Genomic DNA, 23,885 nt, shown 5'->3' on the forward strand with positions numbered 1-23,885 from the left:
AAGCCCCGTTGGACGGAAATCAATGTGCCGTGGGGTGGAAGGCTGCGGCGCCGATGCGTGGCGCCCTCATGCCCCCCACACGTCGCGCGCGAAGCGCAGGACATTGCCGCCCAGGATCTTGTCGATGCGGGCGGGCTTGTGGCCGCGCTTGGACAGGAGGTCGGCCAGGTGGGCGAACTGGCCCGGGCCGCGCATGTCGGCCAAGAAGGGGTAGGTGTCCTCGGACTCGCCGGTGGCGCTGATGCCGGCGGCGCGGCGCCGCTGGATCTCCTCACGCAGCACGGCGCGGTAGCGGTCCAGGTCGTCGATGCCGGTGACGTCGCCGTCGGTGCCGATGGCCACGTGATCCTCGCCACAGACGGCCAGGGCGTGCTCGATATGCCGCACCACGTCCTCGGCCTTGGCGTGGCCGTCCGGCGTCAGGAAGGGCATGAAGTAGATGCCGACCACGCCGCCGCCCTGGGCCACGCCGCGCAGTTCCGCATCCGTCTTGTTGCGCGGCAGGTCGCACACGGCGCGGCAGCCGGTGTGGCTGATGGTGATGGGGCCCTTGGCCACGGCCAAGGCGTCCAGGCAGGTCTTCTCCCCACTGTGCGACAGGTCGACCATGACCCGGGCGGCCTGCAGCCGCTCCACCGCCTGGCGGCCGAAATCGGTCAGGCCGGTGTTGGGCGCCATGGAGCCGGCGCCCAGCGGGTTGGCGGGGTTGTAGGTCAGCTGGATGATGCGCACGCCGAGGTCGGCGAACAACTCCACCCGGTCGAGGTCGTCGCCCAGTTGCACCGCGTTCTGGAAACCGTAGATGACGCCCAGTTGGCCCTGGGCCTGCGCCGCGACGATGTCGGCGGCGGTGTAGACCTTGCGCAATGCGCCGGGATGCTGACGGATCAGCCGGTCCCAGCGGCCGATGTCGCGCACCGTGAATTCGAACGGGTCCATGGGGCCGGAGACGTAACCCCCAGAGACGTAGCCAAGGGTCAGGTTCACGGCGGTGAGACCCGATTGGCGCACATCGGCCAGGGCGCGGGCGTCCACCTTGGCCTGCGGCGTGTCGGGCAGCCGGGCCGCCACCGACTGCGGGTCCAGCGTGGCGTCCACCTCGATGTTGGGGTTGGAGAAGCCGCCCAGGAAATTGATGAGGGGCGCACGCATGGACGGCTCCGTGACAGGCTTGCCAGAGGATGTGTTGGAGGCGGCGTCGGGGGCGCGACTGCGCGCCCGTACCGGGCCTGCGGCCAGGCCGCCGCCCAAGGTCGCCATGGCCCCCGCCAGCACGGCGCGGCGATCCATCATCGTCATCCGGTCCCCATTCCCCATCAGGCGCCCGCCCTAACGCCGGGTCGCCGCCGTCACGATTGCGCAAAGCCCGGGAAAAAGGAAGGGTGGCGTGGCCACGCGCGTTGGACGTCATCCGGCCGGCCCGCCGCAGTTTGTCATCCGCCCCAGACTGTGCCTTGATGGCGGGCGCCGTCGGCGGCCACTGGAAGGGAAGTGCACGGATGTCCAAACCCGGCCTGCGGGTCCTGATCATGGGCGGCTACGGCACCTTCGGCGGCCGAATCGCCACCCTGCTGGCGGATGAGCCGGGCCTGACCCTGGTCATCGCCGGTCGGTCGGCGGGCAAGGCCGCCGCCTTTTGCGCGGCCCTGGCGCGGGCATGCGGCGCCACCCGGCTGTCGCCCCTGGCCTTCGACCGCGACGGCGACCTGGCGGCCCAATTGTCGGCCGCGGCCCCCGACCTGGTGATCGACGCCACCGGCCCCTTCCAGGTCTATGGAGACGCCCCCTATCGCGTGGTCCAGGCCTGCCTGGACCTGGGCCTGCCCTACCTGGATCTGGCGGACGGCGCCGACTTCGTCATGGGCATCCAGGCCTTTGACGGGGCCGCCCGCGCGCGCGGCATTCCCGTGCTGTCGGGGGTCAGCAGCTTCCCCGTGCTGACGGCGGCGGCCGTGCGCCACCTGACGCCGGGCTGGACGGCGGTGACGGGCATCGCGGCGGGCGTCGCCCCCTCCCCCTATGCCGTGGTGGGCGCCAACGTGCTGCGCGCCATCGCCAGCTATGCCGGCCGCCCCGTGCCCCTGATGCGCGACGGCGCCTGGACCCGGGGCCAGGCCATGACGGAGGTGCGGCGCCACACCATCGCCCCGCCGGGCGTCCTGCCCCTGCGCAACACCCGCTTCGCCCTGGTGGAGGTGCCGGACCTGCGGGTGCTGCCGCCCCTGTGGCCGGCCTTGCGCGACATCTGGGTGGGGGCGGGCACGCGGCCGGAAAGCGTGCACCGGGTCATGACCGGCCTGGCCTGGCTGGTGCGTCTGCGGCTGCTGCCCAGCCTGCTGCCCCTGGCGCCCCTGTTCCACTGGGGCGCCGGCATCCTCCGCTGGGGGGAGCATCGCGGCGGCATGTTCGTCGAGGTCACGGGACGGGACGCGCAAGGCCAAACCGCCACGCGGTCCTGGCACATGGTGGCGGAGGGCGACGACGGCCCCTACATCCCCGCCATGCCGGCCGCCGCCCTGGTGCGCCGCTGGCTGGCGGGATCGCCGCCGCCCGCTGGCGCCCGCGCCGCCGTCACCGACCTGGATCTGGCGGACTACCAGCCCCTGTTCGCCCCCCGCGCCATCCGCGCCGGCGTGCGCGACACCCCCGGGCCGGGGGCGCCCCTGTTCGCCCAGGTGATGGGGGGCGAGGCCTGGGACCGGCAGCCCGCCGCCTGGCGCGCCCTTCATACCCTGCCCGCCGATGGACCGGCCATCTGGCGCGGCCGGGCCGCCGTCACCCGGGGCCGGGGGCCACTGGCCCGGCTGGCGGCCTGGCTGGTCGGCTTCCCGCCCAGCGGGACCGACGTGCCCCGTCACCGTCACCCTGAGCCGCACGGCCGACACGGGTGCACCGGGGGGCGGCGAGCTGTGGGTTCGCGACTTCGCCGGCCGCCGCTTCGCCAGCCGGCAAAGCCTGGGCCGGGGCCGCGACGCGCATCTGGTGGTGGAGAGCTTCGGCCCTGCCGCCTTCGCCATGGCCCTGGTGGCCGATGCCGACGGCGTCACCCTGGTCCTGCGCCGCTGGACGCTGTTCGGCCTGCCGCTGCCCCTGTGGCTGGCGCCGCGCAGCGCGGCCACCGAGACGGTGGCATCCACGCCGGACGGCGACCGCTTCCACTTCGACGTCCGCCTCAGCCACCCGCTGGCGGGACTGATCGTGCATTACCGGGGGTGGCTACATTAATCATCAAGGCCAGTATAGATATGACCTATTTCATTTACAATTATTGCCAAAAGGCAGATTGAAATAATTGTTATTAATGCACAGAATTCGTATTCATCTTTCTCATAATTTATTGTTTTTCCGAGAAAAAATTTTCCAAAATACTCAGAAACTACCTTGGATATAACCATAATAAACGCTATTCCAAACACATTAAAGGAAAAACTGGATATAAAATCCCACATTGAGTAATGAGACATCCGGTGATATCGAGCAATCGTTACAACTAAGGCTGCACAGACGTAAAGACACCCTACTTTGGCGCTACGCGGTTTATCATACAAACTCTTCTCAATCATTCCGGCCATAAGACTTTTCATGCGCCCCCCTTCGATACCGCGACCACAGCCATTTAATTATTAAACCACGATTCATCCCCTCTATCCTTGTAATTTCACCGCGCTGTCCACGATAGCCTGGGCCAAGGCAGCCGCCGGGCCGCGCCCCGTGGCGCCGGGTCCGGCCAGGACGAACTCGACATCCACCAAGGGCGGCAGGTGCGGCACCTCCGCCATGCCGCTGGGCAGCATGGCGCGGGGCTGGACGGTGACGCCCAGGCCGGCCAAGGCGGCGGCGCGCAAACCGCTGAGGCTGCCGCTGACGCAGGCGATGCGCCAGGGGCGGCCGTGGCGTTCCAAGCTTTCCAGGGCGACGGAGCGGCTGATGCTGGGCGGGGTGTACAACACCAGCGGCACCGGCTTGGCGGGATCCAGCGTCTCCCCCTCCCGCCCCGCCCAGACGAAGCGGTCGCGCCACAGCGGCCGGCCCAGCGTGTCGCCCGGGCGGCGCTTGGCCAGCACCAGGTCCAGTTCACCCGCGTCCAGCTTCTGATACAGGAAGCCGCTGAGGCCCACGGTCAGTTCCAGGTCCACGGCGGGATGGCGGCGCACGAAGGCGGCCAAGACGTCGGACAGGTGGGAGATGACGAAGTCCTCCCCCGCGCCCAACCGCACCCGGCCGCGCAGGTCGGCCCCGGCGAAGTGCTGCCGTGCGCGTTCCTCCAGCTCCAGCATGCCGCGGGCGAATTCCACCAGCGCCTCGCCATCCGCGGTCAGACGCACGGTGTGGGTGTCGCGCACGAACAGACGGCGGCCCACCGCCTCCTCCAACCGGCCGATCTGCTGGCTGACGGTGGACTGGCGCAGGCCCAGCCGGCGGCCGGCCTCGGTAAACCCTTGGGCGCGCGCCACCTCCATGAAGGTGCGCAACAGCGTGGTGTCCAGCATACCCATCCCCGGCGACGGTACGATCATTCATAAACGTGATCACAATAACAATTGTAAGCAGCCTTCAAGATGGGCCGTCCAGCACTTTATGATGGTGCGTCATCCTGTTCCGCCCCTTGCCCCCGACCCGTCGCCCGTACAAGGTTGTCAGCCCATGTCCGTCCCCGCCGCAACCGCCCCCGACCCGTCCATGCCGTCCTCCCGGAAGCCCTCCACGGCCCTGCTGTGGCTGGCGCGCCTGAAGCCCGACACCTTCACCCTGCTGCTGGTGGGGACGGTGGTGCTGGCCTCGTTCCTGCCGGCCAAGGGCGCCATGATCGGCGTGGCCAACGGGGCCACGGACGTCGCCGTCTTCCTGCTGTTCTTCCTCTATGGCGCCCGGCTGTCGCGCGAGGCGGTGATCGGCGGGCTGACGCAGTGGCGGCTGCACCTGCTGGTGACGCTCTGCACCTTCGCCCTGTTCCCGCTGGTGGGGCTGGCGCTGAAGCCGCTGGTGAACCTGGGCGTCCTGACGCCCGACCTGTACCTGGGCGTGCTGTTCCTCTGCACCCTGCCGTCCACGGTGCAATCCTCCATCGCCTTCACCTCCATCGCCGGTGGCAACGTGGCGGCGGCCATCTGCAGCGCCTCGGCCAGCAACCTGCTGGGCATGGTGATCACGCCGCTGCTGGTGGGCCTGCTGCTGGCCAAGGCCGGCGGCGGCTTCTCAGCCGACGCGCTGACCTCGGTCTTCGTGCAGCTGCTGTTGCCCTTCGTCCTGGGCCAGCTTCTCCGCAGCCGCATCGGGGACTGGGTGGCGCGCAACAAGAAGGTGCTGGGCCCCGTCGACCGCGCCAGCATCCTGCTGGTGGTCTATGGCGCCTTCAGCCACGCGGTGAACGAGGGCATCTGGCACCAGCTGGACGTGGCCAGCCTGTTGAAGGTGGTGCTGGTCGACGGTGGCCTGCTGGCCCTGATCCTGGTGCTGACCACCGTCATCAGCCGCCGCCTGCACCTGTCGCGGGCCGACGAGATCGCCGTGGTGTTCTGCGGGTCGAAGAAAAGCCTGGTCAGCGGCATCCCCATGGCCAACGTGCTGTTCGCCGGCCACGCCGTGGGCATGATCGTCCTGCCCCTGATGCTGTTCCACCAGATCCAGCTGATGGTCTGCGCCGTGCTGGCCCGCCGTTACGCCAGCAGCCATCCGCCGGGGTATGGGACGGCGGAATAACCAAGACTTCCCGAAAGCGCCCCCGAGAACGCCAACGGGCATGGAACAACGTTCCGTGCCCTAGGACGCGACCGCGTCCGCCGGACCGGGCACCGAAGGAGCGGAGGGAGGATAGCCAAGATTCGGAAGACACAAGGGGCGGTTGCCCCGCCAGCGCTTGAGGAACAAGAAAAACTCAACACTCCGGCAGGTTGACCGCCAGGCCGCCCAGCGACGTTTCCTTGTACAGGTCCTTCATGTCGGCGCCTGTGCGCCGCATGGTTTCGATCACCCGGTCCAGGCTGACCTTGTGGGTGCCGTCGCCCATCAGGGCCAGGCGGGCGGCGTCGATGGCCTTGATGGCGCCCATGGCGTTGCGCTCGATGCAGGGGATTTGCACCAGGCCCTTGATGGGGTCGCAGGTCAGACCCAGGTTGTGCTCCATCCCGATCTCGGCCGCGTTCTCGATCTGGGCGTTGGTGCCGCCCATGGCGGCGGTCAGGCCGGCGGCGGCCATGGAACAGGCCACCCCCACCTCGCCCTGGCAGCCGACCTCGGCCGCGGAGATGCTGGCGTTGCGCTTGTACAGGCCGCCGATGGCGGCGGCGGTCAGCAGGAAGATGTGCAGGCGGCGGCGGTCCGGATCGTGGAAGCGTTCGTAATAGCGCAGCACCGCCGGGATGATGCCGGCCGCCCCGTTGGTGGGGGAGGTCACGACCTTGCCGCCGGCCGCGTTCTCCTCATTCACCGCCAGGGCCCACAGGTTCACCCAGTCCATGACCGACAGCGGGTCGCGCAGCATGCGTTCCTGCCGCTGCAGCAGCTGGGCATGGATCTTGGCGGCGCGGCGCGGCACATCCAGGCCGCCGGGCAGGATGCCGGTCTCGCGCATGCCGCGGTCGATGCAGGCGTCCATGGTGGCCAGGATGCGGTCCAGGCCCTGGTCGATCTCCGCATCCGTGCGGCCGGCGCGCTCATTCTCGCGCATCAGTTCGGCGATGGTCAGGCCGGCCTTGGCCGCCATGTCCAGCAGCTGGTCGGCGTTAGCGAAATCATAAGGCACGGCCGGGCCGGGATTGGCGGGCGCGTTGGCCCGCGCCTCATCCTCATCCAGCACGAAGCCGCCGCCGACCGAGTAATAGGTGCCGCGCGTCAGCTCCGCCCCGGCGGCGTCGAAGGCCACGAAGGTGATGGCGTTGGGGTGGAAGGGCAGCTGGCTGCCGCCTTCCCAGCGGATGTCACGCTCGGCGTCGAAGTCGATCTCGTGACCGTCGGTTCCGTTCAGCGGCAGGCGCCAGCTGGTCAGAACACGGGCGACCAAGGCGGCGCAGGCGTCGGGGTCAGCGTCGGCCGGCGTCTGGCCCGTCAGGCCGATGATGGCGGCGGTGTCGGTGGCGTGGCCCCGGCCCGTCAGCGCCAGGGAGCCGTAAAGCTGGACCTCCACCCGCGCCACGGCGGCCAGACGCCCGTCCCCGGCCACCCGCCGCACGAAGCGGCAGGCCGCCGTCATCGGCCCCATGGTGTGGGAGCTGGAGGGGCCGACGCCCACCTTGAACAGTTCGAAGACGCTGATGCTCATGCCCGATGCCCTATTCCCGCGCGGGCCCGCCCCACGGCCCGCCGGTCACGGGTTCCCGCGGGCGTCCGACCGCCAGGCGCCTTGATACAAGGTTCGCGGTATGCCCGCCACTGGCATCGCCACATCATATAATTTGATGCTGTTTAAAATGAAGCGGGCCCGGGAAGACTGTCCTTCCCGGGCCCGCCATCCGGCGCGACGGTGGAGCGCCCGCGACGGCGCGTGCGGCGTCAGAAGGTCTTGGTCACGCCGAAGTAGAAGCCGCGGCGCGGGCCGTATTGCGGAGCGCCCACGCCGACCCCCGTTCCATCGCGGATCTCATACTTCTTATCGAACAGGTTGATGACGTCGAAGCGCAGGTCCATCAGGCCCACCGTGGGCAGGTCCAGGGTCTGCACCACGCCCAGGTTGACCTGGACATAGCCCGGCAGGGCGGCGCCATTGGGCGTGGCCCCGTCGGAGCGCAGGCCCGAGCCGTAGATCAGGTCGGTGGTCAGCAACGTCCTGTCGATGCGGTAGCTGGCGCCGGCCGAGGCGGTGAAGCGCTGGTCGTGGTCCACGGGGATGAAGTGGTTGGAGATATAGTCCAGGTCGTCCTGGCTGAAGCTGAACTGGCTGGAGACGATCTTCTTGCCCTCCGCCTTCGACACCGCGAAGTTGGCGTAGGACTGGAAGTTGTCGACCGCGTAGGTCAGCGACAGCTCAATGCCCTTCTGCGTGCCTTCGTCATAGTTGAAGGGCGTCAGGATGATGGGGGCGCCGAACTGGCCCTCATCCAACATGTTCTTGGACTTCTTGTAATAACCGTCCAGGCCCACCGTCAGGGCGTCGGTCAGCTTCTGCTCGACGCCGATGTCGAAATAATTGGCGCGCTCGGCCTTGGGGGCGTCGTTCAGGCCGCTGGCGGCGGCGGCGCTGGTGCCGGCGTACTTGGCGACCGCCGTGTTGGACACCAGCTCGAACGGCGGCGGGGTGAAGTAGCGGGAATAGCCCGCGTGCACCGTCGTGCCCGGCGTCGCCTGCCACACCAGGTTCACGCGCGGGCTGAACTGGCTCTCGCTGTCGAACTGCTGGAAGCTGTCGAAGCGGCCGCCGAAATTCAGCGTCCAGTCCGGCGCGAACTTCCATTCGTCCTGCAGGTAGACGCTCTCGCTATAGCCGGTCTTGCCGAAGGTGTCGCGCACCGTGGTCGGGCTGCCGCCGATCTGGTTGCCGGCGTCGTCCACCGCGAACACCTGCGAATTGGTGATGCCGGAGGAGCGTTCGACCTGCAGCAGCAGGCCGGCGCGCAGGGTGTGCTGGTCGTTCACCACCCAGCTGCCGTCCGTCTGCCAGCCGCCGGCGATGGAGCGGCGGTAGGCTTCCTGCGAAATGCCGTTGTACAGCAGATCCGGCACCGGGTCGGGCTTGAACCACAGGCTGGAATAGCGGCCGTAGATCGAGGACTGCACCGTCACCGCATCCAGCGCCTTCAGATAGGTGGCGGCGGCGTAGTGGGTGATTTCCCGCTGGTTCTCGTCGATCTTGTCGCTGGGGTAGTCGGTCTGGCCGTTGAAATTGTAGCCCAGGCTGGGCGACTGGCCGGAGCGGGTGGGGATCTGGAACTGCCCGCGCTCCGTCCCCGCCATCAGGCTGACCTGGGTGTCGGGATCCAGGATGTCCTGCAGGAAGACGAAGCCGCGGCCGTTTTCCGTCCGGTCATGGTTGGGCTTGCCGCTGCCGTCGGGGGATTCGATGCCCACGCCGCTGGTCTTGAAGTCGCCGGAGGCGAAGTAGTTCAGGTTGCCGGAGGAGCCGGAGATGTCGAAGCTGGTCTGCAGCGTGTCGTAGCTGCCGCCATAGACGCTGATGTCGCCGCCGTTGTCGAAGGCGCCGGACTTGGTCTGGATGTCGATGATGCCGGCGGTGCGCAGGCCGTACTGCGCCGGCAGGGCGCCGGTCACCAGGCTGACGCTGTGGGCGAAGCGGGGGCTGAGCGTCTGGCCGAAGCCGCTGATGCCTTCCGGCAGGATGACGCCGTTGATGCGGTACTGGACGTTGGCGTGCTCACCCCGGATGTGCAACTGGCCGAAGCTGTCCTGCGCCACGCCCGGCGCCTGCAGGATCACCTGGTTTAGGCCATTGTTCACGCCGCCGGGCTGCGCCTCCAGGGCACTCTCGTCCAGCTTGTAGGTGGAGGCGCCCAGGTCGGGCTGGATACTGTTGCGCGCGTCCAGCAGGCGCTTGGCGGTGATGACGATCTCCGGCACCGGACCGCTGGCGGAACTGTTGCCCAGCTGGCCGCTGGCGCCAGCCGGTTCGGCCGCCGCGTCGCCGGCGGGGTTGTCGGCCGCCAGGGCCACCGTGCTGACCGAACCCAACAGAATGGCGCCCATCACGCCGGCGCGCCCCACCTTGAAAGCCATACCTTCCCACCTTTCATTAAGGCCGCCCAAACCGGACCATGCCGGGCGTCGGCGACCCCTGTTCCCTTCTCATACCGCCTCCTTGGGCCCTGGCCAGCCGCCCGCGTTGCCGCACCCCAAGAGGGGCACGGCCGGGCAAGGCGGCTGGATGGGCTGGAGACAGGACCCGAACTGCCAAGTTTTCGTTATGTTATAGTATAACGTAGTTCGGTTCTAACCCGCCTCCCCGGGTGCGTCAACGGGAAAGCGCAGGTGCAGCAAAAGACAGAAGGTCGCAGGCGGACGGCCCGCTTGCGGCCGTCGCCGCCAGGGCGGCCAAGGCCCCGCCGTCGCTCAGGAGCCCCCGGCGCCGGGGGTCAGCTCGTATACCCGGCGCCAGTCGCCGGCGCCCACGGCGGCGATGGTGCCGGCCAACAGGCGGGCCCGGTCCAGGTCGTCCTCGGCGCAGGCGGTGTCCAGCGTGCGGGCCAGGGCCTGCAGGCGGCCCAGCCCGGCGCTGCCGGCGGTGGCGATCAGGTCGTGCGCCTCACGCTTCAGGCCGGCCACGTCGCCGGCGGCGGCCTGGGTGCCGATGCGGTCCACCCGCGCCAGGCCGTTGGTCACCATTTCCCGCACCAGGGTGCGGAACTGCGGCGCCGGCACCAGGGCCGACAGCCGGCCCAGCACGGCGGGGTCGAAGATGGACGCGTCCGGGCGGGGCGGCGGCGCACCGGCGGCTGGCGGCGGTGTGGGCGGATTGGCCGCCGGTTCGCTGCCGCGCCCCAGCCAGAAGGCGACGCGGTCCAGCAACTGACCGTGATCGAAGGGCTTCACCACATGGTCGTCCATGCCGGCGGCCAAATGGTCGTCCGCCCGGTCGGACAGGCTGTGCGCGGTCAGGGCGATGACGGGAAGCCGCCGACCGGTGCCGGCCTCCGCCGCGCGCAGGCGGCGCGTGGCCTCCAGCCCGTTCATCACCGGCATCTGCATGTCCATCAGCACCAGGTCGATGGGCCCCTCGGCACCCCCGTCCTCAGCCAGGATGTCCAGCGCCTCCTGACCGTTATGGGCCAGGCGCACGCTGTAGCCGGCGCGGCGCAACAGCAGCAGGGCCACCTGCTGGTTCACCGCGTTGTCCTCCACCAGCAGGATGCGGCCGGCGCCCCGCCCCGCCGCGGCGGCGGTGTCGTCGCCAAAAGTCGGGGTGTCGGGGGCCACGTCCGGCGCGGCGGCGGCGTCCAGCGCCAGACGTGCCGCCTCTTCCTCGCTGGCCGGTGCCAGGGGGACGGTGAACCAGAAGCGGCTGCCCACCCCCTCGCGGCTGTCGACACCGATGTGCCCGCCCATCAGGTCCACCAGGTCGCGGCAGATGGCCAGGCCCAGGCCGGTGCCGCCATAGCGGCGGGAAATGGTCTCGTCCGCCTGGACATAGCGTTCGAACAGGCGGCCGGCCTGGGCCGCCGACAGGCCCACGCCCGTGTCGGTGACGGAGAAGCACAGCATGCCCGCCCCCCTCTCCGCCCCCTCGCTGGCCTTCCCTTCGGCCGCCGCCGGCGCCACGGCGATGATGACGCCGCCGCTGTCGGTGAAGCGCAGGGCGTTGCTGACCAGGTTCAGCAGGATTTGGCGCAGGCGCACCGGATCGCCGCGATAGGCGGAGCCCAGGGCCGGATCCAGCGCCGCGGTCAGCGACAGGCCCTTGTGCTGAGCCCCCGCCAGCATCAGGCGCCGCACGCCGTCCACCAGATCCGCCAGGTTGAAGGCCAACTCCTCCAACTCCAGCTTGCCCGCCTCGATCTTGGAAACGTCCAGGATGTCGTTGACGATGGTCAGCAGCGACTGGCCGCTCTGTTGCAGGGTGCGCACCTGAGAGCGCACCTCCGGCGGCAAGGGGCCGGCCAGCAACAGTTGGGCGATGCCCAGGATGCCGTTCAGGGGCGTGCGCACCTCGTGGCTCATGGCCGCCAGGAAATTGGATTTGGCTTGGTTGGCGGCCTGGGCCACGGCGCGGGCGCGGTCCCGTTCCTCCGCCAGGGCTGCCAGCGACGCCGCCTGGCCCTCCAGGCGAATCTGGTCGTCCATCAGGCGGAGGTTGGCGGCGGCCAGGGCCGCCGTGCGGTCCTCCACCCGCTTTTCCAGCGTGGCGTTGGCCTGGGCCAGTTCGCCGGCCTGCGCTCGCACGGTGGCGAAGGCGGTGCGCAGGCTGTCGGCCAGGGACACGATCTCACGATCCCCCGCCACGGCCGGCAATGTCGTGAGCTGATCCTCCTTGTCCCCCGTCTCGGGAATGGGCCGCAGGCGCAGGCGTTCGGCGGCGCGGGTCAGGCGCACGATGGGGGCCGCCAGCTGTCCGGCGGCGAACCAGCCCAGCAGCAGCGCCAACAGGGTGATGGCGCCGCCGGCATAGGCGACCAGGCGCCGCAACTCATGCACCGGGGCCAGGGCCATCGCGGCGGACTGGCGCGCCACGATCCACCAGCCCAGGCCCGGATAGTCGCGATAGCCCTTGCTCTGGCTGACACCGATGAGGAAATCGCCCGGCTTTCCATCCGGCCAGGCGACGGTGGGCTGGCCATCCGGGCCCCGCGCCACCGCCAGATCCCGACCCAGGAAGGGTTCCGGCCCCAGCAGCACGGTGCCGCCCTGGGACAGCACCAGCACCTGCACGCCGGACCGCTCCGCCGTGGCGCCCAGGACGGAGCGCGTCACCTCCACCGCCCAGGACCAGCTGAGATGGGCGCCCAGCACGCCCTGCACCGCGCCCGCCTCGTCATGCACGGCGGCGGCGACATCGACGAAGCGCAGGGGATCGGCCCCTGGCGCCGCCAGCACCTTCTGCAGCAGCTTGGCCTCGTGCACGTCGCCGGCGTAGGAACCCCGCTCGCGCGCGGCGGCGAACCAGGGGCGCTGCGACACGTCCACCCCCTCAAGCACCCGGTCGGCGGAGACCAGGACGCGGCCGTCGGGATCGGCGAAGCCGATCCAGGCGTAGGAGGGGAAGGTCTGCTTCAGCCGGTCCAGCCAGCGGCGCTGCCGCGCCTCGTCCGCCCCGACCTTGAAGACGCTGTTGAGGGAGGCGGCCACCTGCACGTCGCGCCAGCGTTCGAACATGCCCCGGTCCAGCTTGTCGCCCGTCTGGAAGGCGATGTCGGCCATCTGGCGGGCGATGTCGGTGCGTACCCGGTCGGCCGCCAGGTCGCCAATGACCAGGGCTGCCGCCAGCGTGGCCATGGCGACCAGCACACCGAAGGTCAAGGCGAGGCGTAGGCGTAGCGACATCAACCGGTGCTGTGGTTCGGGCCCGAGGCCGCCACCATAACCCGGCGCGTGGTCACGATATATAGATACCGGAGGAGAGGGGGCGGGCGCGCCACCGCAGGGTTGGGTCCCGCCCGAGATGGCCCTGCGGCGGGATGCGCCCCCGCCGTCCGCGCAGTGGTCAAACGGGCGCGTCCGCACTAGGATCGCGCGCGATTCCAACCCCGCGCCCCGGCATGCAGTCCGAAGGGCGCGCCGCAACCCGTCAGGTGCCCGGTGGACCTCACCCCTTCCGATCTCGCCCCCGCCAACGTCCTCGATGACGCGACCATCCCGGAACTGCCCAAGCACTACCGGGGGAAGGTGCGCGACAACTACGACCTGGCGGACGGCCGGCGCATCATCATCGCGTCCGATCGCCTCAGCGCCTTCGACCGCATCCTGACGGCGGTGCCGCACAAGGGGGCCGTGCTGACCCAGACGGCGCGCTATTGGTTCGAGGCCACGCGCGACCTGTGCCCCAACCACGTCATCGATTATCCCGACCCCAATGTGGTGGTGGCCAAGCGCCTGGACATCCTGCCGGTGGAGGTGGTGGTGCGCGACTATCTGGCCGGCACCACCAGCACCTCCATCCTGTCCATGTACAAGAAGGGGGAGCGCACGATGTACGGCGTGACCCTGCCGGACGGCCTGCGCCCCAACCAGAAGCTGCCCGCGACCATCATCACCCCCACCAGCAAGGCCTTCGACGGCGGCCATGACGAGCCGCTGACCCCGGCGGAGATCGTGGAGCGCAAGCTGCTGACCGCCGCCCAGTGGGAGGAGCTGTCGGCCAAGGCGCTGGCCCTGTTCGCCTGCGGCCGGGAATTGGCGGCCCGGCGCGGCCTGATCCTGGTGGACACGAAGTACGAGTTCGGCCTGGACCAGGACGGCAACATCATCCTGGCGGACGAGATCCACACCCCGGACAGCAGCCGCTACTGGTTCGCCGAGACCTACCCCGCCAAGTTCGAGGCGGGGAGCGGCCTGAGAGCTTCGACAAGGATTTCGTGCGCAGCTGGGTGGTGGCGCGGTGCGACCCCTACACCGACGACGTGCCGGAGATCCCGGGCGACGTCGTGCTGCAGGCGGCGGCCATCTACATCCAGGCCTATGAGATGATCACGGGCGAGACCTACGTGCCCGCCCGCGAACCGGACGGCGTGCTGGCCCGCATCCGCCGCAACCTTTCCCAATACTTCTAAGCCGGGACCGCCGCCATCATGACCGCCACCGCCAAAATCCTGTTGCTGGGCTCGGGCGAGCTGGGCCGGGAATTCGTCATCTCCGCCAAGCGCTACGGCGCCCATGTCGTGGCCTGCGACGCCTATGCCGGCGCGCCGGCCATGCAGGTGGCCGACGAGTCCGAGGTGTTCTCCATGCTGGACGGCGAAGCCTTGAAGGCCGCCATCCTGCGCCACAAGCCGGACTATATCGTGCCGGAGGTGGAGGCCATCCGCACGGAGGTGCTGCAGGAGATGGAGGCCGCGGGCCACACCGTGGTCCCCAGCGCCCGCGCCACCTACATGACCATGAACCGCGACCGCATCCGCGAGGTCGCGGCCACGGAGCTGGGCCTGCGCACCTCGCGTTACCGCTACGCCGAAAGCCTGGAAGAGGTTCGGGCCGGGGCATCCCACACCGGCCTGCCTTGCGTGATCAAGCCGGTCATGTCCTCGTCCGGCAAGGGGCAGAGCACGGTGCGCAGCGCGGATGAGCTGGAGGCCGCGTGGAATTACGCGGTCGCCAACATGCGCGGCGACCGGCGCAAGGTGATCGTGGAGGAGTTCATCGCCTTCGACTATGAGATCACCCTGCTGACCGTGCGCACGCGCGACGGCGTGGTGTTCTGCGAGCCCATCGGCCACCGGCAGGAGCGCGGCGACTACCAGGAATCGTGGCAGCCCGTGCCCATGGACGCCAAGGCCCTGGCCGCCGCCCGTGACATGGCGGAGAAGGTGGTGGACAACCTGGGCGGCTATGGCCTGTTCGGGGTGGAGTTCTTCGTGGCCGGCGACGACGTGGTGTTCAGCGAACTGTCGCCCCGGCCGCACGACACTGGCATGGTGACGCTGATGTCGCAGAACCTGTCGGAATTCGACCTGCACGCCCGCGCCATCCTGGGCCTGCCCATCCCGCGCATCACCCTGCGCGGGCCCACCGCCAGCGCCGTCATCCTGGCCAGCCAGGACTCCACCCACTTCGGCGTGGAAGGCCTGGCCGACGCCCTGGCGCTGGGCACGGCGGAGCATGACGTGGAGGTTCGCATCTTCAACAAGCCCACCACCCGGCCCTACCGCCGCATGGGCGTGGCCCTGGCCGAGGGTGCCACCGCCGACGAGGCGCGGGCGCTGGCCAAGCGGGCGGCCGACACGGTGTGGCTGAGCTACCGCGACTAAGGCCATGAACGCCGCCGCCCTAGACCTGTTCCTGCGCGGCGGCGTGGTCAGCCTGCTGGTCCTGCTGGCCGGCCGGCTGCTGGCGGCCTACCCCCGGGTGACGGCCGCCCGGCTGGGGGCGCTGTTCGCCATGGGCAGCGCCGCCTATGCCCTGTGCAGCCTGCCCGGCCTGCATGCCGCCGCGGGCCTGTGGGCCGGCCCGCTGATGGGTCTGGCCACCGCCAACAGCTTCGTCTTCTGGCTGTTCGCCTGCAGCCTGTTCGACGACGCCTTCCGCCCCCGTCCCTGGCAGGGCCTGGCGTGGCTGGCGTTGGCGGGCATGGGCATGACCCAGGGGCTGGTGCTGGTGCCGGGCCACCACCCCGCCGCAGGCCCCCTGGGCCTGGTCTTGGATCTGCAACCCTTGGCGTGGGCCGGCCTGGCGGCCTGGCAGGCCATGGCCACCGCGGCCGCCGACCTGGTGGAACCCCGCCGCCGCCTGCGCCTGTTCATCGTGGCCGCCGCCGCCCTGCACTCCACCGTCACCGCGCTGGCCACCCTGGCGGGCCCCTCGACGACGGGGCGGGGACCGGCCGCAAGCGCCGGCGGCGGCAACCTGCTGGACGCTGCCGGCCTGCTGACCATCGCCGGTGTCATCACGTGGTCGCTGCTGCGTGTGGGTGGCGGCCAGGCCTTGTTTCACGATCCCTGCCCGCCTGTTCCCACCGCGCCGCCGGCGCCGGGGTCGGAGCCCGCAGCCGCCGATCCCATCTGGGTGACGGCGCTGGAGCGGGCCATGCGCCTGGACCGCGCCTATCGCCGCGACGGCCTGACCATCGGCCAGCTGGCGGTGGAACTGGGCCTGCCCGAGTATCGCCTGCGCCGGCTGATCAACCAAGGTCTGGGCCATCGCAACTTCAACGCCTTCCTCAACCACTACCGCCTGGCGGAGGCCAAGGCCGCGCTGGCCGATCCGGCACAAGCCGAAGTGCCCATCCTGACCATCGCGCTGGACGCGGGCTTCGGCTCCCTGGGTCCGTTCAACCGCGCCTTCAAGGCGGACACCGGCCTGACGCCCGGCGACTATCGTCGCCAGGCCCTGGCCGAACCATCAAATGTCGTGGCAACGGCTAGCCGGATTTCAAATCCGGCATGATCGCGCGGGACGGAAGCGTCAAGGCTGGCGGCCTACCCCCCAGCCTTGAGCGCCGCCCATGCCCCGCCTGCTGCCCACCCTGCTGCTCCCCCTGGCCCTAACCGCTTGCGACGGTGTCCGCCGCGCCGTGGCGGTGCCGGCCCACTTCACCAGCCATCAAATCTGCTCCGCCGTGTTCGTCGGCGGTCTGGACGCGGACACCTTTTTCGCCCAGGGCGTCGCCCCGCAGATGCGGCCGGGCGACGCCCTGACCCGCTATGAGGTCGACCGCGCCAAGGGCACGGTGACCGCCCATTTCGCCGGCCTGGTGAAGAGCACAGCCGTTTATGAAGGACCGGCCGGCTGCCGCGTGCTGACGGCGGAGGATCCGCCGCCCAGGCCCCGCGTCACCCTGCCGCCGCCGGCCCCGCCCCTGCTGCCGGCCATCGCCGGGCCGGCGGTGGTGACGCCCACCGATCCCGCCCTGACGGCGGCGCTGGACCGGGCCTTCGCCGAGCCGGACGGGGCCGCCCGCCGCTGGACCAAGGCGGTGGTCATCCTGCGCGAGGGCAAGGTGGTGGCGGAGCGGTACGCCCCCGGCGTGGGCGTCGACACGCCCCTGATCGGCTGGTCCATGACCAAGTCGGTCACCAACGCCCTGATCGGCATCCTGGTTCGGCGGGGCGAACTGACGGTGGACCAGCGCCTGGAGGTGCCGGCCTGGGACCACGACGTGCGCCGGGACATCACCGTGGATAGCCTGCTGCGCATGACCAGCGGGCTGGATTTCGGCCAGTCCCTGACCGCTGACTGGACCAGCATGGCCGACCCCACCACGCAGATGGTGTATGCCCGCGCCGACATGGCGGCGATGGTGGAGGCCGCGCCGGCCAAGGCGGCATCGGGCCAGGCCTGGACCTACAGCAACGGCAACACCCTGCTGCTGTCCCGCCTGATCAAGCAGCGGACGGGCGGAGGCGGCGCCGACGTCCTGGCCTTCGCCCACCGTGAGCTGTTCGATCCCCTGGGGATGGAGCATGCCACGCTGGAACTGGACGCCACCGGCACCCCCATCGGGTCCAGCCATATGTGGGCCACGGCGCGGGACTGGGCGCGCTTCGGCCAGCTGTTCCTGGACGACGGCGTGGTGGGCGGCCGGCGCCTGTTGCCCGAGGGCTGGGTCGACTATTCCGCCCGCCTGACGCCGGGGTCGGAGGACTTCGGCTATGGCGCCGGCTTCTGGACCAACCGGGCCGGCCCTGATGCGGACAAGGGGGGCGCCGCTGCCCGGCGGGTGCGCGCCGGCATGCCGGCCGACAGCTTCATGGCCCGCGGCAACCAGGGCCAGTCCATCGTCATCATCCCCAGCACCCGCCTGGTCATTGTCCGGCTGGGCATGTCCTACCTGCCGGAGGGTGACATCCTGGCGCTGGAGCGGCTGGTGGCCGATGCGGTGGCGGCCTTCAAGTGAGCGGCCCTTGTGCCATATGGCAGTTCATCCTATATTGACTGCCATATGGCATTAAGGAGTTCGCCATGGCCCAGGCCCTGCCCGCCAGCCCCCCCGATGCGGCCGTCCCCGGCACCGTCACCCAGGCGGAGGGGGCGGCCATGCTGCGCGCCGTCTTCAACCTGTTCCGCCTGTGGGGGGTGGATGACGGCCAGGCCCGCGTGCTGTTGGGCCAGCCCAGCCCATCCACCTTCTACCGCTGGAAGCGGGGCGACATCGGCAGCCTGCCGTCGGACCTGCTGTGGCGGCTGGGCGACCTGATGGGCATCCACAAGGCCCTGCGCTATCTGTTCATGGAGCCGGAGCGCGCTTATGCCTGGGTGGCCAAGCCCAACGCCGCCTTCCACGGCAAGTCGGCGCTGCAGCGCATGCTTGCCGGCGCCCCGTCCGACCTGACCGCCGTGCGCAACTACCTGGATGCGGAGCGCGGCGGGTGGTGACGCCGCCCGCGGACCCGCCGGTCACGGCCCTGGATTGGCGCCCGGCCTATCGTATCGTCCGCACCATCTATCCGCCCGTCTGGCTGTTCGAGGACATCGCCAACCCCGCCGACTGGGACCTGATCGCCAGCGCGGAGGCCAAGACCAATCCCCGCGTGCGGGATGAGGTGGGCGACCTGTCCCTGGTGCCGCCTGACCGCCGCCTCTCCGGCCCCGGGGCCAGCCTGGCCATGGGCGCCTTCACCCACACCTCCACCGACCGGCCCAGCCGCTTTTCCGACGGCGCCTTCGGCGTGTGGTACTGCGGCGACCGGTTCGAGGTGGCGCTGATGGAAACCGTCCATCACTTCGGCCGCTTCATGCGCATGACGGATGAGCCGGCGGCCGACGCCCAGTTCCGGGAGCTGACCACCCGCGTGGCCGGCGCCTTCCACGACGTGCGCGGCGCGGCCTTCCGGGACTGCCTGGCGCCGGACGATTGGGCGGCGGGCCAGGCACTGGGCCGGCGGCTGAAGGCGCAAGGCAGCGACGGCGTGCTGTACCCCAGCGTGCGCTGGCCCCAGGGCCTGGCCGCCGCCCTCTACTACCCCGACCGGATCACCCCGCCCATCCTGCAGGCCCGCACCCTGCGCTATCACTGGGACGGCCGGGCCGTGACCCGCTACATCGTCATCGGTGAGGACGACTGGCGGCCGATACCTGCTTAGAATATACGCTGCCTCAATTCTTCAACGGGAACCATCCTCGAAGAGTAGAGAATATCAGTTCAACGCTAGGGTCGAGGCAACGCTTCACTGAAGACTTTCCCGCAACAATTCTATAAAGAGACGATGAACGCGGCTTACATTTCAATCGAAGAACTTTTTCCAAAGCCTCCTTCGGCCGAGGAGGCTTTGACATATTTTCGGGCCACATACCTTGACTATTAAGCCAATTACGGATTTGTTCAAATGATTCCCAGCCTAGAGCAGCAGCGGTGTGAGGTGAGTCAGACCATATCCAATTATCTGCTTCCGGAGTGACTACAATTGCTTTTCCATTTCCGGCACCCCAACCAGCGGCTTCAATATGAGAATTTAATTGTTCTTCAATTTTCGCCTGCCCAGGCGTGCCGTCCCAATCTTCGTCCATAATAACAATAATACGCCTATGGGTACCATGGAACGGCTGTATAAGGTCTTTGGCACGAGCATAAAGCCCAGGATCGTTCTGACCTCTCGCCACCGCCAGATCCTGCTTAGGGTCAAAAGAGAACGGCGAACATCCAATAATATTGAATACACCACCCCTTTCGAACAATCCCCGAATAGCAAATTCTATATTTGAATCTGCGACAAAAAATAGACAGTCTCTCATCCGAGCACCCCTGTCGCGAAGAGATCACCCAGGTGCAGAGCCGATTTCCATTCCTTTAGCCGTGGATGTTCGTCTCCTCTTACGACATCCACAGCTCCATCTTGACCCTTAGCAAAACAGAGCAACTGATCAACATCTACAAGACTAAGCGCCAGGGGCGAATGCGTCGCGCAGAAAACTTGCGCATCATATACCGACGACAGAGATTGTATTACTGATTGAATTGCCCTCGGATGTATTCCATTCTCTGGCTCCTCAATTAGAACCAAATTAGGCCTAGTTGGCGTGTACGCCAGAAGCGTAAGAGCCATCATCCGTAATGTGCCATCTGACAACAGCCAAGATGGTGCTTTGAGACCACTTCCATAACCGACCTCAAGATACCGCGAACGATCCTCAGGCCTTTCAATTGTTCGAACAGTTTCAATATCATCTATTGCCGTCTTTAAGTGCTCAACCCAATCATCAAGACGGTTCGGATATTTTTGCTCAAGTTCATGCACTACCCAAGGCAAATTCGAACCATCAGGTAAAAAATCCCGCGGCGAACCCGCTGGAGATGGCATTCGCATCGCTTCTGCGTTCAAAGCAAGTCGATGCACCGACTCCATCAGGAATCGCTTAACCCAAGTGGAAGCAGGAAAACGATCTTCATCTTCCGGGAGGTTTGATAAAGCCGACTTTGTAGGCCCTAAGCGGAATAAATTATTCCAGTCTGATGTCTCGGATCTAAAATGATCATTCCCACTCTCAGCAATCTTACTGATGACCCGTCTCCATCCAGCAGGTGCTCGCTTCTTTGCTTGCAATGCAATATGTCTGGGCGCAGGTTCTGGGCATGGGAATAGAGACCGTTGACGGTCTCCGCTCTTGGGTTCTTCATGCCGGAGCAGGAAGAGCGTTTCTCCATCGAATGAAAGCGAACCATCAGTTTTTATAGCAACTTCATATCGAGCCGCTGCGTACTCACCTTTCAATTTAGACTTAACAGACTCAGGAAGTTGGAGCGTAATTGCAATCTCAAGAGCCCCCCCTTTCTGAGCCAAGTCAGAATCTTGGGGATCAGATGCACGCTGAGCCACTAGAAAGCGAGCATCACCAAAAATAGACCTGTCGAGACCGACATTTAGAATGTCACGCACTAATTGGAATACATCAAAAAATGTACTCTTCCCGGTTCCATTAGAGCCAACAAGAACCTGGAACGAAGAAACATTGGTCTTTAGGTATCTAATAGCCCGATATCCAAGAACCTCAACCGAAGTTATCATTGCGGTCCTGCCCTGAGCTTATTCGGAAAATCCGAAGCACGCACATTCCAAAAAGCGTGACCACAGTTAGTCTCGCTTGAATCTAGCTATAGCATAAACGACCTTTCGGAAGGCCTTGAAAAGCAAACGGCCGCGCCCCGGGTGGGAGCGCGGCCGTGAACCGTACCAGTGAAAGTCGCCGGATCAGCGCTCCACGAAGGCCTTCTCGATGACGTAATGGCCGGGCTCGTTGGAGCTGCCCTCGCGCATGCCGGCCTCTTCGCACAGGTCCTGCAGATCCTTCAGCACGCCGGGGCCGCCGCAGATCATCACGCGGTCCTGGGCCGGATCGAACGGCTTCTCGCCGATGTCGGCGAAGAACTTGCCGTTTTTGATCAGGTCGGTCAGGCGGCCTTCGGTGCGGAAGGGCTCACGCGTCACCGTTGGGTAATAGACCAGCTTGTCGCGCAGCATCTCACCGATGAACTCGTCATTCGGCAGGTGCTTGGTGATGTCGTCGTAATAGGCCAGCTCAGCCACGCGGCGCACGGTGTGGGTGACCACCACCTTCTCAAAGCGCTCGTAGACGTCCGGGTCCTTCATCAGGCTCATGAACGGGGCGAGGCCGGTGCCGGAGCCCAGCATGTACAAGGTGCGGCCGGGCAGCAGGTTGTCCAGCAGCAGGGTGCCGGTGGCCTTGCGGCCGTACAGGACCTCATCCCCTTCCTGGATGTGCTGCAGGCGCGAGGTCAGCGGACCGTTCGGCACCTTGATGCTGAAGAATTCCAGGTGTTCCTCATAATTGGTGCTGGCCATGGAATAGGCGCGCATCAGCGGGCGGCCCTCGACTTCCAGGCCCACCATGGTGAATTCGCCGTTGCGGAAGCGGAAGGACGGATCGCGGGTCAGCCGGAAGCTGAACAGGTTGTCAGTCCAATGATGGACATGGGTGACCTTGCCGGACAGAAACGCGCTCATCCTCGCTATACCCTCTTTCCTGACTCACCGGAAAACATCGCTTTAAGCGGGGGAGAATGGCGGTTCCACGCCCTTCCGCAAATGCGAAAATACACTGCCCTGGATCGCTGCGACTGCATATCTGGTCGAATAGCCCAGTATTACAAGCCATTCTTGGGAAAAAATTCCCTTCCCCACCGCACGATGCGGTCAACCAAAGGATGAGGGCAGACACGCGACGTTGCCCCTATCCTAAAGGACCACCCTGTTTGGACAGGGGATGTTTGCGCTTTCTTTACGGGATGGCCCCCAGAATGCCCATCCCGATCCTGGGGAGAGGACATGGCCGTGGACACCCACCAATCGATATCGCTGCGCGCCGACGCCGGCACGCTGATCGCCGACATCGCTTCCGAGGTCGGGCGCCTGAGCGTCGACATCGCCGATGTGGTCGGCAGCATCCATCAGGTGGACGGCGCCATCGACAGCCAGGCCAGGCAGCTGACCGGCATCCAGACGGCGACGCGCGACATCGTCGCCAGCAACCGCGCCATCGCCGGCATGGCGCAGGCGACGCAGGGCGTGGCGGCGGGCGCGCGGCGGGACATCGACGCCTCGGCCGGGGAAATCCGCCAGTCTCTGGCCGCCATCGGCGACCTGGTGGCGGCGGTGAACGCCAGCGCGAATGAGTTGGGCGGGCTGGAGGGCGCCATGGGCCGCGTGGCCCGGGTGTCCAGCGACATCAACCGCATCGCGGCTCAGACCAACCTGCTGGCCCTGAACGCCACCATCGAGGCGGCGCGGGCGGGCGAGGCCGGCAAGGGCTTCGCCGTCGTCGCCACCGAGGTGAAGGCCCTGGCCCGCCAAACGGCCGAGGCCACCGCCGAGATCGACGCCACCCTGAAGGCCCTGACCGACCAGGTGCGCCGGCTGACCGCCCGCATGGCCGCGGGATCGGAACAGGCGGAACGGGTGGGCCGCAGCACCGCCACCATCGGCCGCGCGGTGGAGACGGTGGGCACGGCCGTGGCCCAGGTGGAGGAGAACGCCACCGCCATCGCCGGCGCCACCGGCGACATCGCCCAGCGCTGCGACGGCTTCCAGGAGACGGTGGACGCGCTGCACCGTGACGCGGCCTCGTCCGGCACGGCGCTGAAGACCGCCACCACCCACCTGGACCGCACGCTGGAGCGGGCGGAGGCCATCATGATGCTGACCGCCACGTCCGGCTACGCGACGGAGGACACGCCCTTCATCGACCGGGCGCGCGAGGTGGCGGGCCAGATATCGACCCGCATGGAACAAGCCCTGGCGGCGGGGGAACTGACCATGGACGACCTGTTCGACACCGACCTGAAGCCCATCGCCGGCAGCAACCCGCAACAATACATGACGCGCTATATCCCCTTCCTGGACGCGGCCGTCACCCCCCTGCACGACCCCGTCCTGGCCATGGACCCGCGCATGGTCTTCTGCGCGCCCACCGACCACAACCGCCTGATCCCCTGCCATAATCCGCAGTTCCGCAAGCCCCACGGCCCCGACCCGGTGTGGAACGCCGCCAACGGCCGCAACCGCCGCGTCTACGCCGACAAGACCGCCACCGCCGTCAGCCGCGGCACGGCACCCTTCCTGCTGCAAACCTACCGCCGCGACATGGGCGGCGGCGTCTTCGCCCTGATGAAGGACGCCTCCGCCCCCATCTGGGTGCGCGGGCGGCTGTGGGGCGGCCTGCGGGTTTGCTACCGCGCCTGAGGTTCCTGGGTTGCGGCAGAACCTATCCCTTTTCGCCGGGCTGCAACACCAGCGTCACAAGACTGGCATACGCTGGGATTAGCATGCGGTTAAACGTGCCGGCCCGGGGGGCGGGCGGCACGCGGCTGCGGTCCCCGAACCCTCGGGTGGGCGCGGCGCCAA

At 67.7% G+C, this 23,885-nt stretch carries 18 protein-coding genes and 1 pseudogene; 11 read left to right on the forward strand and 8 right to left on the reverse strand.

Annotated elements, in window-relative coordinates; translation table 11 throughout:
* Positions 1–66: 66 nt before the first annotated feature.
* The gene (locus UAJ10_RS00335) at positions 67–1,299 is read right to left on the reverse strand and encodes a dipeptidase (protein ID WP_322913155.1); all 1,233 of its coding nucleotides are present in this window, start codon (positions 1,297–1,299) and stop codon (positions 67–69) included.
* Positions 1,300–1,529: 230 nt separating this feature from the next.
* Between UAJ10_RS00335 and UAJ10_RS29780 the strand changes: the two are divergent.
* Positions 1,530–1,829: pseudogene (locus UAJ10_RS29780) on the forward strand (saccharopine dehydrogenase NADP-binding domain-containing protein); the annotation flags it as partial.
* 913 nt (positions 1,830–2,742) lie between these two features.
* Positions 2,743–3,225, forward strand: a complete 483-nt coding sequence (locus UAJ10_RS29785) for a DUF4166 domain-containing protein (protein WP_416235343.1) — start codon at positions 2,743–2,745, stop codon at positions 3,223–3,225.
* Positions 3,226–3,644: 419 nt separating this feature from the next.
* On the opposite strand, the gene UAJ10_RS00345 is transcribed toward UAJ10_RS29785, so the two are convergent.
* Complete coding sequence (locus tag UAJ10_RS00345; RefSeq protein WP_322913159.1) at positions 3,645–4,490, reverse strand: LysR substrate-binding domain-containing protein; 846 nt, start codon at positions 4,488–4,490, stop codon at positions 3,645–3,647.
* A gap of 154 nt (positions 4,491–4,644) precedes the next feature.
* Here UAJ10_RS00345 and UAJ10_RS00350 point away from each other — a divergent pair, with 154 nt between their 5' ends.
* Positions 4,645–5,700, forward strand: coding sequence for a bile acid:sodium symporter family protein (locus UAJ10_RS00350; RefSeq protein ID WP_416235326.1), 1,056 nt, complete (start codon positions 4,645–4,647; stop codon positions 5,698–5,700).
* Positions 5,701–5,875: 175 nt separating this feature from the next.
* Here the strand turns inward: UAJ10_RS00350 and UAJ10_RS00355 are convergent, their stop codons facing one another.
* The 3 genes from UAJ10_RS00355 to UAJ10_RS00365 all read right to left on the reverse strand — a co-directional run bounded on the left by UAJ10_RS00355 (position 5,876) and on the right by UAJ10_RS00365 (position 12,921).
* Positions 5,876–7,258, reverse strand: coding sequence for an L-serine ammonia-lyase (locus UAJ10_RS00355; RefSeq protein WP_322913161.1), 1,383 nt, complete (start codon positions 7,256–7,258; stop codon positions 5,876–5,878).
* 230 nt (positions 7,259–7,488) lie between these two features.
* Positions 7,489–9,663 carry a TonB-dependent receptor gene (locus tag UAJ10_RS00360; protein ID WP_322913163.1) on the reverse strand — a complete coding sequence of 725 codons (2,175 nt, stop codon included), beginning with the start codon at positions 9,661–9,663 and terminating at the stop codon, positions 7,489–7,491.
* Positions 9,664–9,996: 333 nt separating this feature from the next.
* Entirely contained in the window at positions 9,997–12,921 is a 2,925-nt protein-coding gene (locus UAJ10_RS00365; protein ID WP_322913165.1) for a hybrid sensor histidine kinase/response regulator, read from the reverse strand.
* A gap of 255 nt (positions 12,922–13,176) precedes the next feature.
* Between UAJ10_RS00365 and UAJ10_RS00370 the strand changes: the two genes are divergently transcribed.
* The 7 genes from UAJ10_RS00370 to UAJ10_RS00395 all read left to right on the forward strand — a co-directional run bounded on the left by UAJ10_RS00370 (position 13,177) and on the right by UAJ10_RS00395 (position 19,112).
* Positions 13,177–14,064: a phosphoribosylaminoimidazolesuccinocarboxamide synthase gene (locus UAJ10_RS00370; RefSeq protein WP_416235327.1), complete on the forward strand. Its 888-nt coding sequence runs from the start codon at positions 13,177–13,179 to the stop codon at positions 14,062–14,064.
* The gene (locus UAJ10_RS29790) at positions 14,022–14,147 is read left to right on the forward strand and encodes a hypothetical protein (RefSeq protein WP_416235328.1); all 126 of its coding nucleotides are present in this window, start codon (positions 14,022–14,024) and stop codon (positions 14,145–14,147) included. Before UAJ10_RS00370 ends, UAJ10_RS29790 begins: the two co-directional genes overlap by 43 nt.
* An 18-nt stretch (positions 14,148–14,165) precedes the next feature.
* Positions 14,166–15,341, forward strand: a complete 1,176-nt coding sequence (purT, locus tag UAJ10_RS00375) for a formate-dependent phosphoribosylglycinamide formyltransferase (protein WP_322913166.1) — start codon at positions 14,166–14,168, stop codon at positions 15,339–15,341.
* Between the two features lie 4 nt (positions 15,342–15,345).
* The gene (locus UAJ10_RS00380) at positions 15,346–16,476 is read left to right on the forward strand and encodes a helix-turn-helix domain-containing protein (RefSeq protein WP_322913168.1); all 1,131 of its coding nucleotides are present in this window, start codon (positions 15,346–15,348) and stop codon (positions 16,474–16,476) included.
* 58 nt (positions 16,477–16,534) lie between these two features.
* Entirely contained in the window at positions 16,535–17,926 is a 1,392-nt protein-coding gene (locus tag UAJ10_RS00385) for a serine hydrolase domain-containing protein (RefSeq protein ID WP_322913169.1), read from the forward strand.
* Between the two features lie 65 nt (positions 17,927–17,991).
* Positions 17,992–18,405, forward strand: a complete 414-nt coding sequence (locus UAJ10_RS00390; RefSeq protein WP_322913170.1) for an MbcA/ParS/Xre antitoxin family protein — start codon at positions 17,992–17,994, stop codon at positions 18,403–18,405.
* A complete protein-coding gene (locus UAJ10_RS00395) occupies positions 18,402–19,112 on the forward strand; it encodes an RES family NAD+ phosphorylase (protein WP_322913171.1) in 711 nt (236 codons plus the stop codon). The genes UAJ10_RS00390 and UAJ10_RS00395 overlap by 4 nt, the downstream gene beginning before the upstream one ends.
* A gap of 13 nt (positions 19,113–19,125) precedes the next feature.
* Here the strand turns inward: UAJ10_RS00395 and mads4 are convergent, their stop codons facing one another.
* The 3 genes from mads4 to UAJ10_RS00410 form a co-directional block, all read right to left on the reverse strand.
* The gene (gene mads4 / locus UAJ10_RS00400) at positions 19,126–19,761 is read right to left on the reverse strand and encodes a methylation-associated defense system protein MAD4 (protein ID WP_322913173.1); all 636 of its coding nucleotides are present in this window, start codon (positions 19,759–19,761) and stop codon (positions 19,126–19,128) included.
* On the reverse strand, positions 19,758–21,032 hold the full coding sequence (mads3, locus tag UAJ10_RS00405; RefSeq protein ID WP_322913175.1) for a methylation-associated defense system AAA family ATPase MAD3: 1,275 nt from the start codon (positions 21,030–21,032) through the stop codon (positions 19,758–19,760). Before mads3 ends, mads4 begins: the two co-directional genes overlap by 4 nt.
* Before the next feature lie 183 nt (positions 21,033–21,215).
* Entirely contained in the window at positions 21,216–21,989 is a 774-nt protein-coding gene (locus UAJ10_RS00410; protein ID WP_322913177.1) for a ferredoxin--NADP reductase, read from the reverse strand.
* 321 nt (positions 21,990–22,310) lie between these two features.
* On the opposite strand from UAJ10_RS00410, the gene UAJ10_RS00415 reads away from it, so the two are divergent.
* Positions 22,311–23,723 carry a methyl-accepting chemotaxis protein gene (locus UAJ10_RS00415; RefSeq protein WP_322913179.1) on the forward strand — a complete coding sequence of 471 codons (1,413 nt, stop codon included), beginning with the start codon at positions 22,311–22,313 and terminating at the stop codon, positions 23,721–23,723.
* Positions 23,724–23,885 lie beyond the last annotated feature (162 nt).

It is taken from the genome of Nitrospirillum guaranorum (genome assembly GCF_034653275.1).
Taxonomy (GTDB): Bacteria; Pseudomonadota; Alphaproteobacteria; order Azospirillales; family Azospirillaceae; genus Nitrospirillum.

Excerpts from the sequence above, each read along its gene's own strand:
- UAJ10_RS00415 (WP_322913179.1), top strand. The coding sequence starts at position 22,311 with ATGGCCGTGGACACCCACCAATCGATATCGCTGCGCGCCGACGCCGGC.
- UAJ10_RS00350 (WP_416235326.1), top strand. The coding sequence starts at position 4,645 with ATGTCCGTCCCCGCCGCAACCGCCCCCGACCCGTCCATGCCGTCCTCC.
- mads4 (WP_322913173.1), bottom strand. The coding sequence starts at position 19,761 with ATGAGAGACTGTCTATTTTTTGTCGCAGATTCAAATATAGAATTTGCT.
- UAJ10_RS00365 (WP_322913165.1), bottom strand. The coding sequence starts at position 12,921 with ATGTCGCTACGCCTACGCCTCGCCTTGACCTTCGGTGTGCTGGTCGCC.
- UAJ10_RS00360 (WP_322913163.1), bottom strand. The coding sequence starts at position 9,663 with ATGGCTTTCAAGGTGGGGCGCGCCGGCGTGATGGGCGCCATTCTGTTG.
- UAJ10_RS00385 (WP_322913169.1), top strand. The coding sequence starts at position 16,535 with ATGCCCCGCCTGCTGCCCACCCTGCTGCTCCCCCTGGCCCTAACCGCT.
- UAJ10_RS29785 (WP_416235343.1), top strand. The coding sequence starts at position 2,743 with ATGGACCGGCCATCTGGCGCGGCCGGGCCGCCGTCACCCGGGGCCGGG.
- UAJ10_RS00380 (WP_322913168.1), top strand. The coding sequence starts at position 15,346 with ATGAACGCCGCCGCCCTAGACCTGTTCCTGCGCGGCGGCGTGGTCAGC.
- purT (WP_322913166.1), top strand. The coding sequence starts at position 14,166 with ATGACCGCCACCGCCAAAATCCTGTTGCTGGGCTCGGGCGAGCTGGGC.
- UAJ10_RS00355 (WP_322913161.1), bottom strand. The coding sequence starts at position 7,258 with ATGAGCATCAGCGTCTTCGAACTGTTCAAGGTGGGCGTCGGCCCCTCC.
- UAJ10_RS00345 (WP_322913159.1), bottom strand. The coding sequence starts at position 4,490 with ATGCTGGACACCACGCTGTTGCGCACCTTCATGGAGGTGGCGCGCGCC.
- mads3 (WP_322913175.1), bottom strand. The coding sequence starts at position 21,032 with ATGATAACTTCGGTTGAGGTTCTTGGATATCGGGCTATTAGATACCTA.
- UAJ10_RS00390 (WP_322913170.1), top strand. The coding sequence starts at position 17,992 with ATGGCCCAGGCCCTGCCCGCCAGCCCCCCCGATGCGGCCGTCCCCGGC.
- UAJ10_RS00410 (WP_322913177.1), bottom strand. The coding sequence starts at position 21,989 with ATGAGCGCGTTTCTGTCCGGCAAGGTCACCCATGTCCATCATTGGACT.
- UAJ10_RS00335 (WP_322913155.1), bottom strand. The coding sequence starts at position 1,299 with ATGACGATGATGGATCGCCGCGCCGTGCTGGCGGGGGCCATGGCGACC.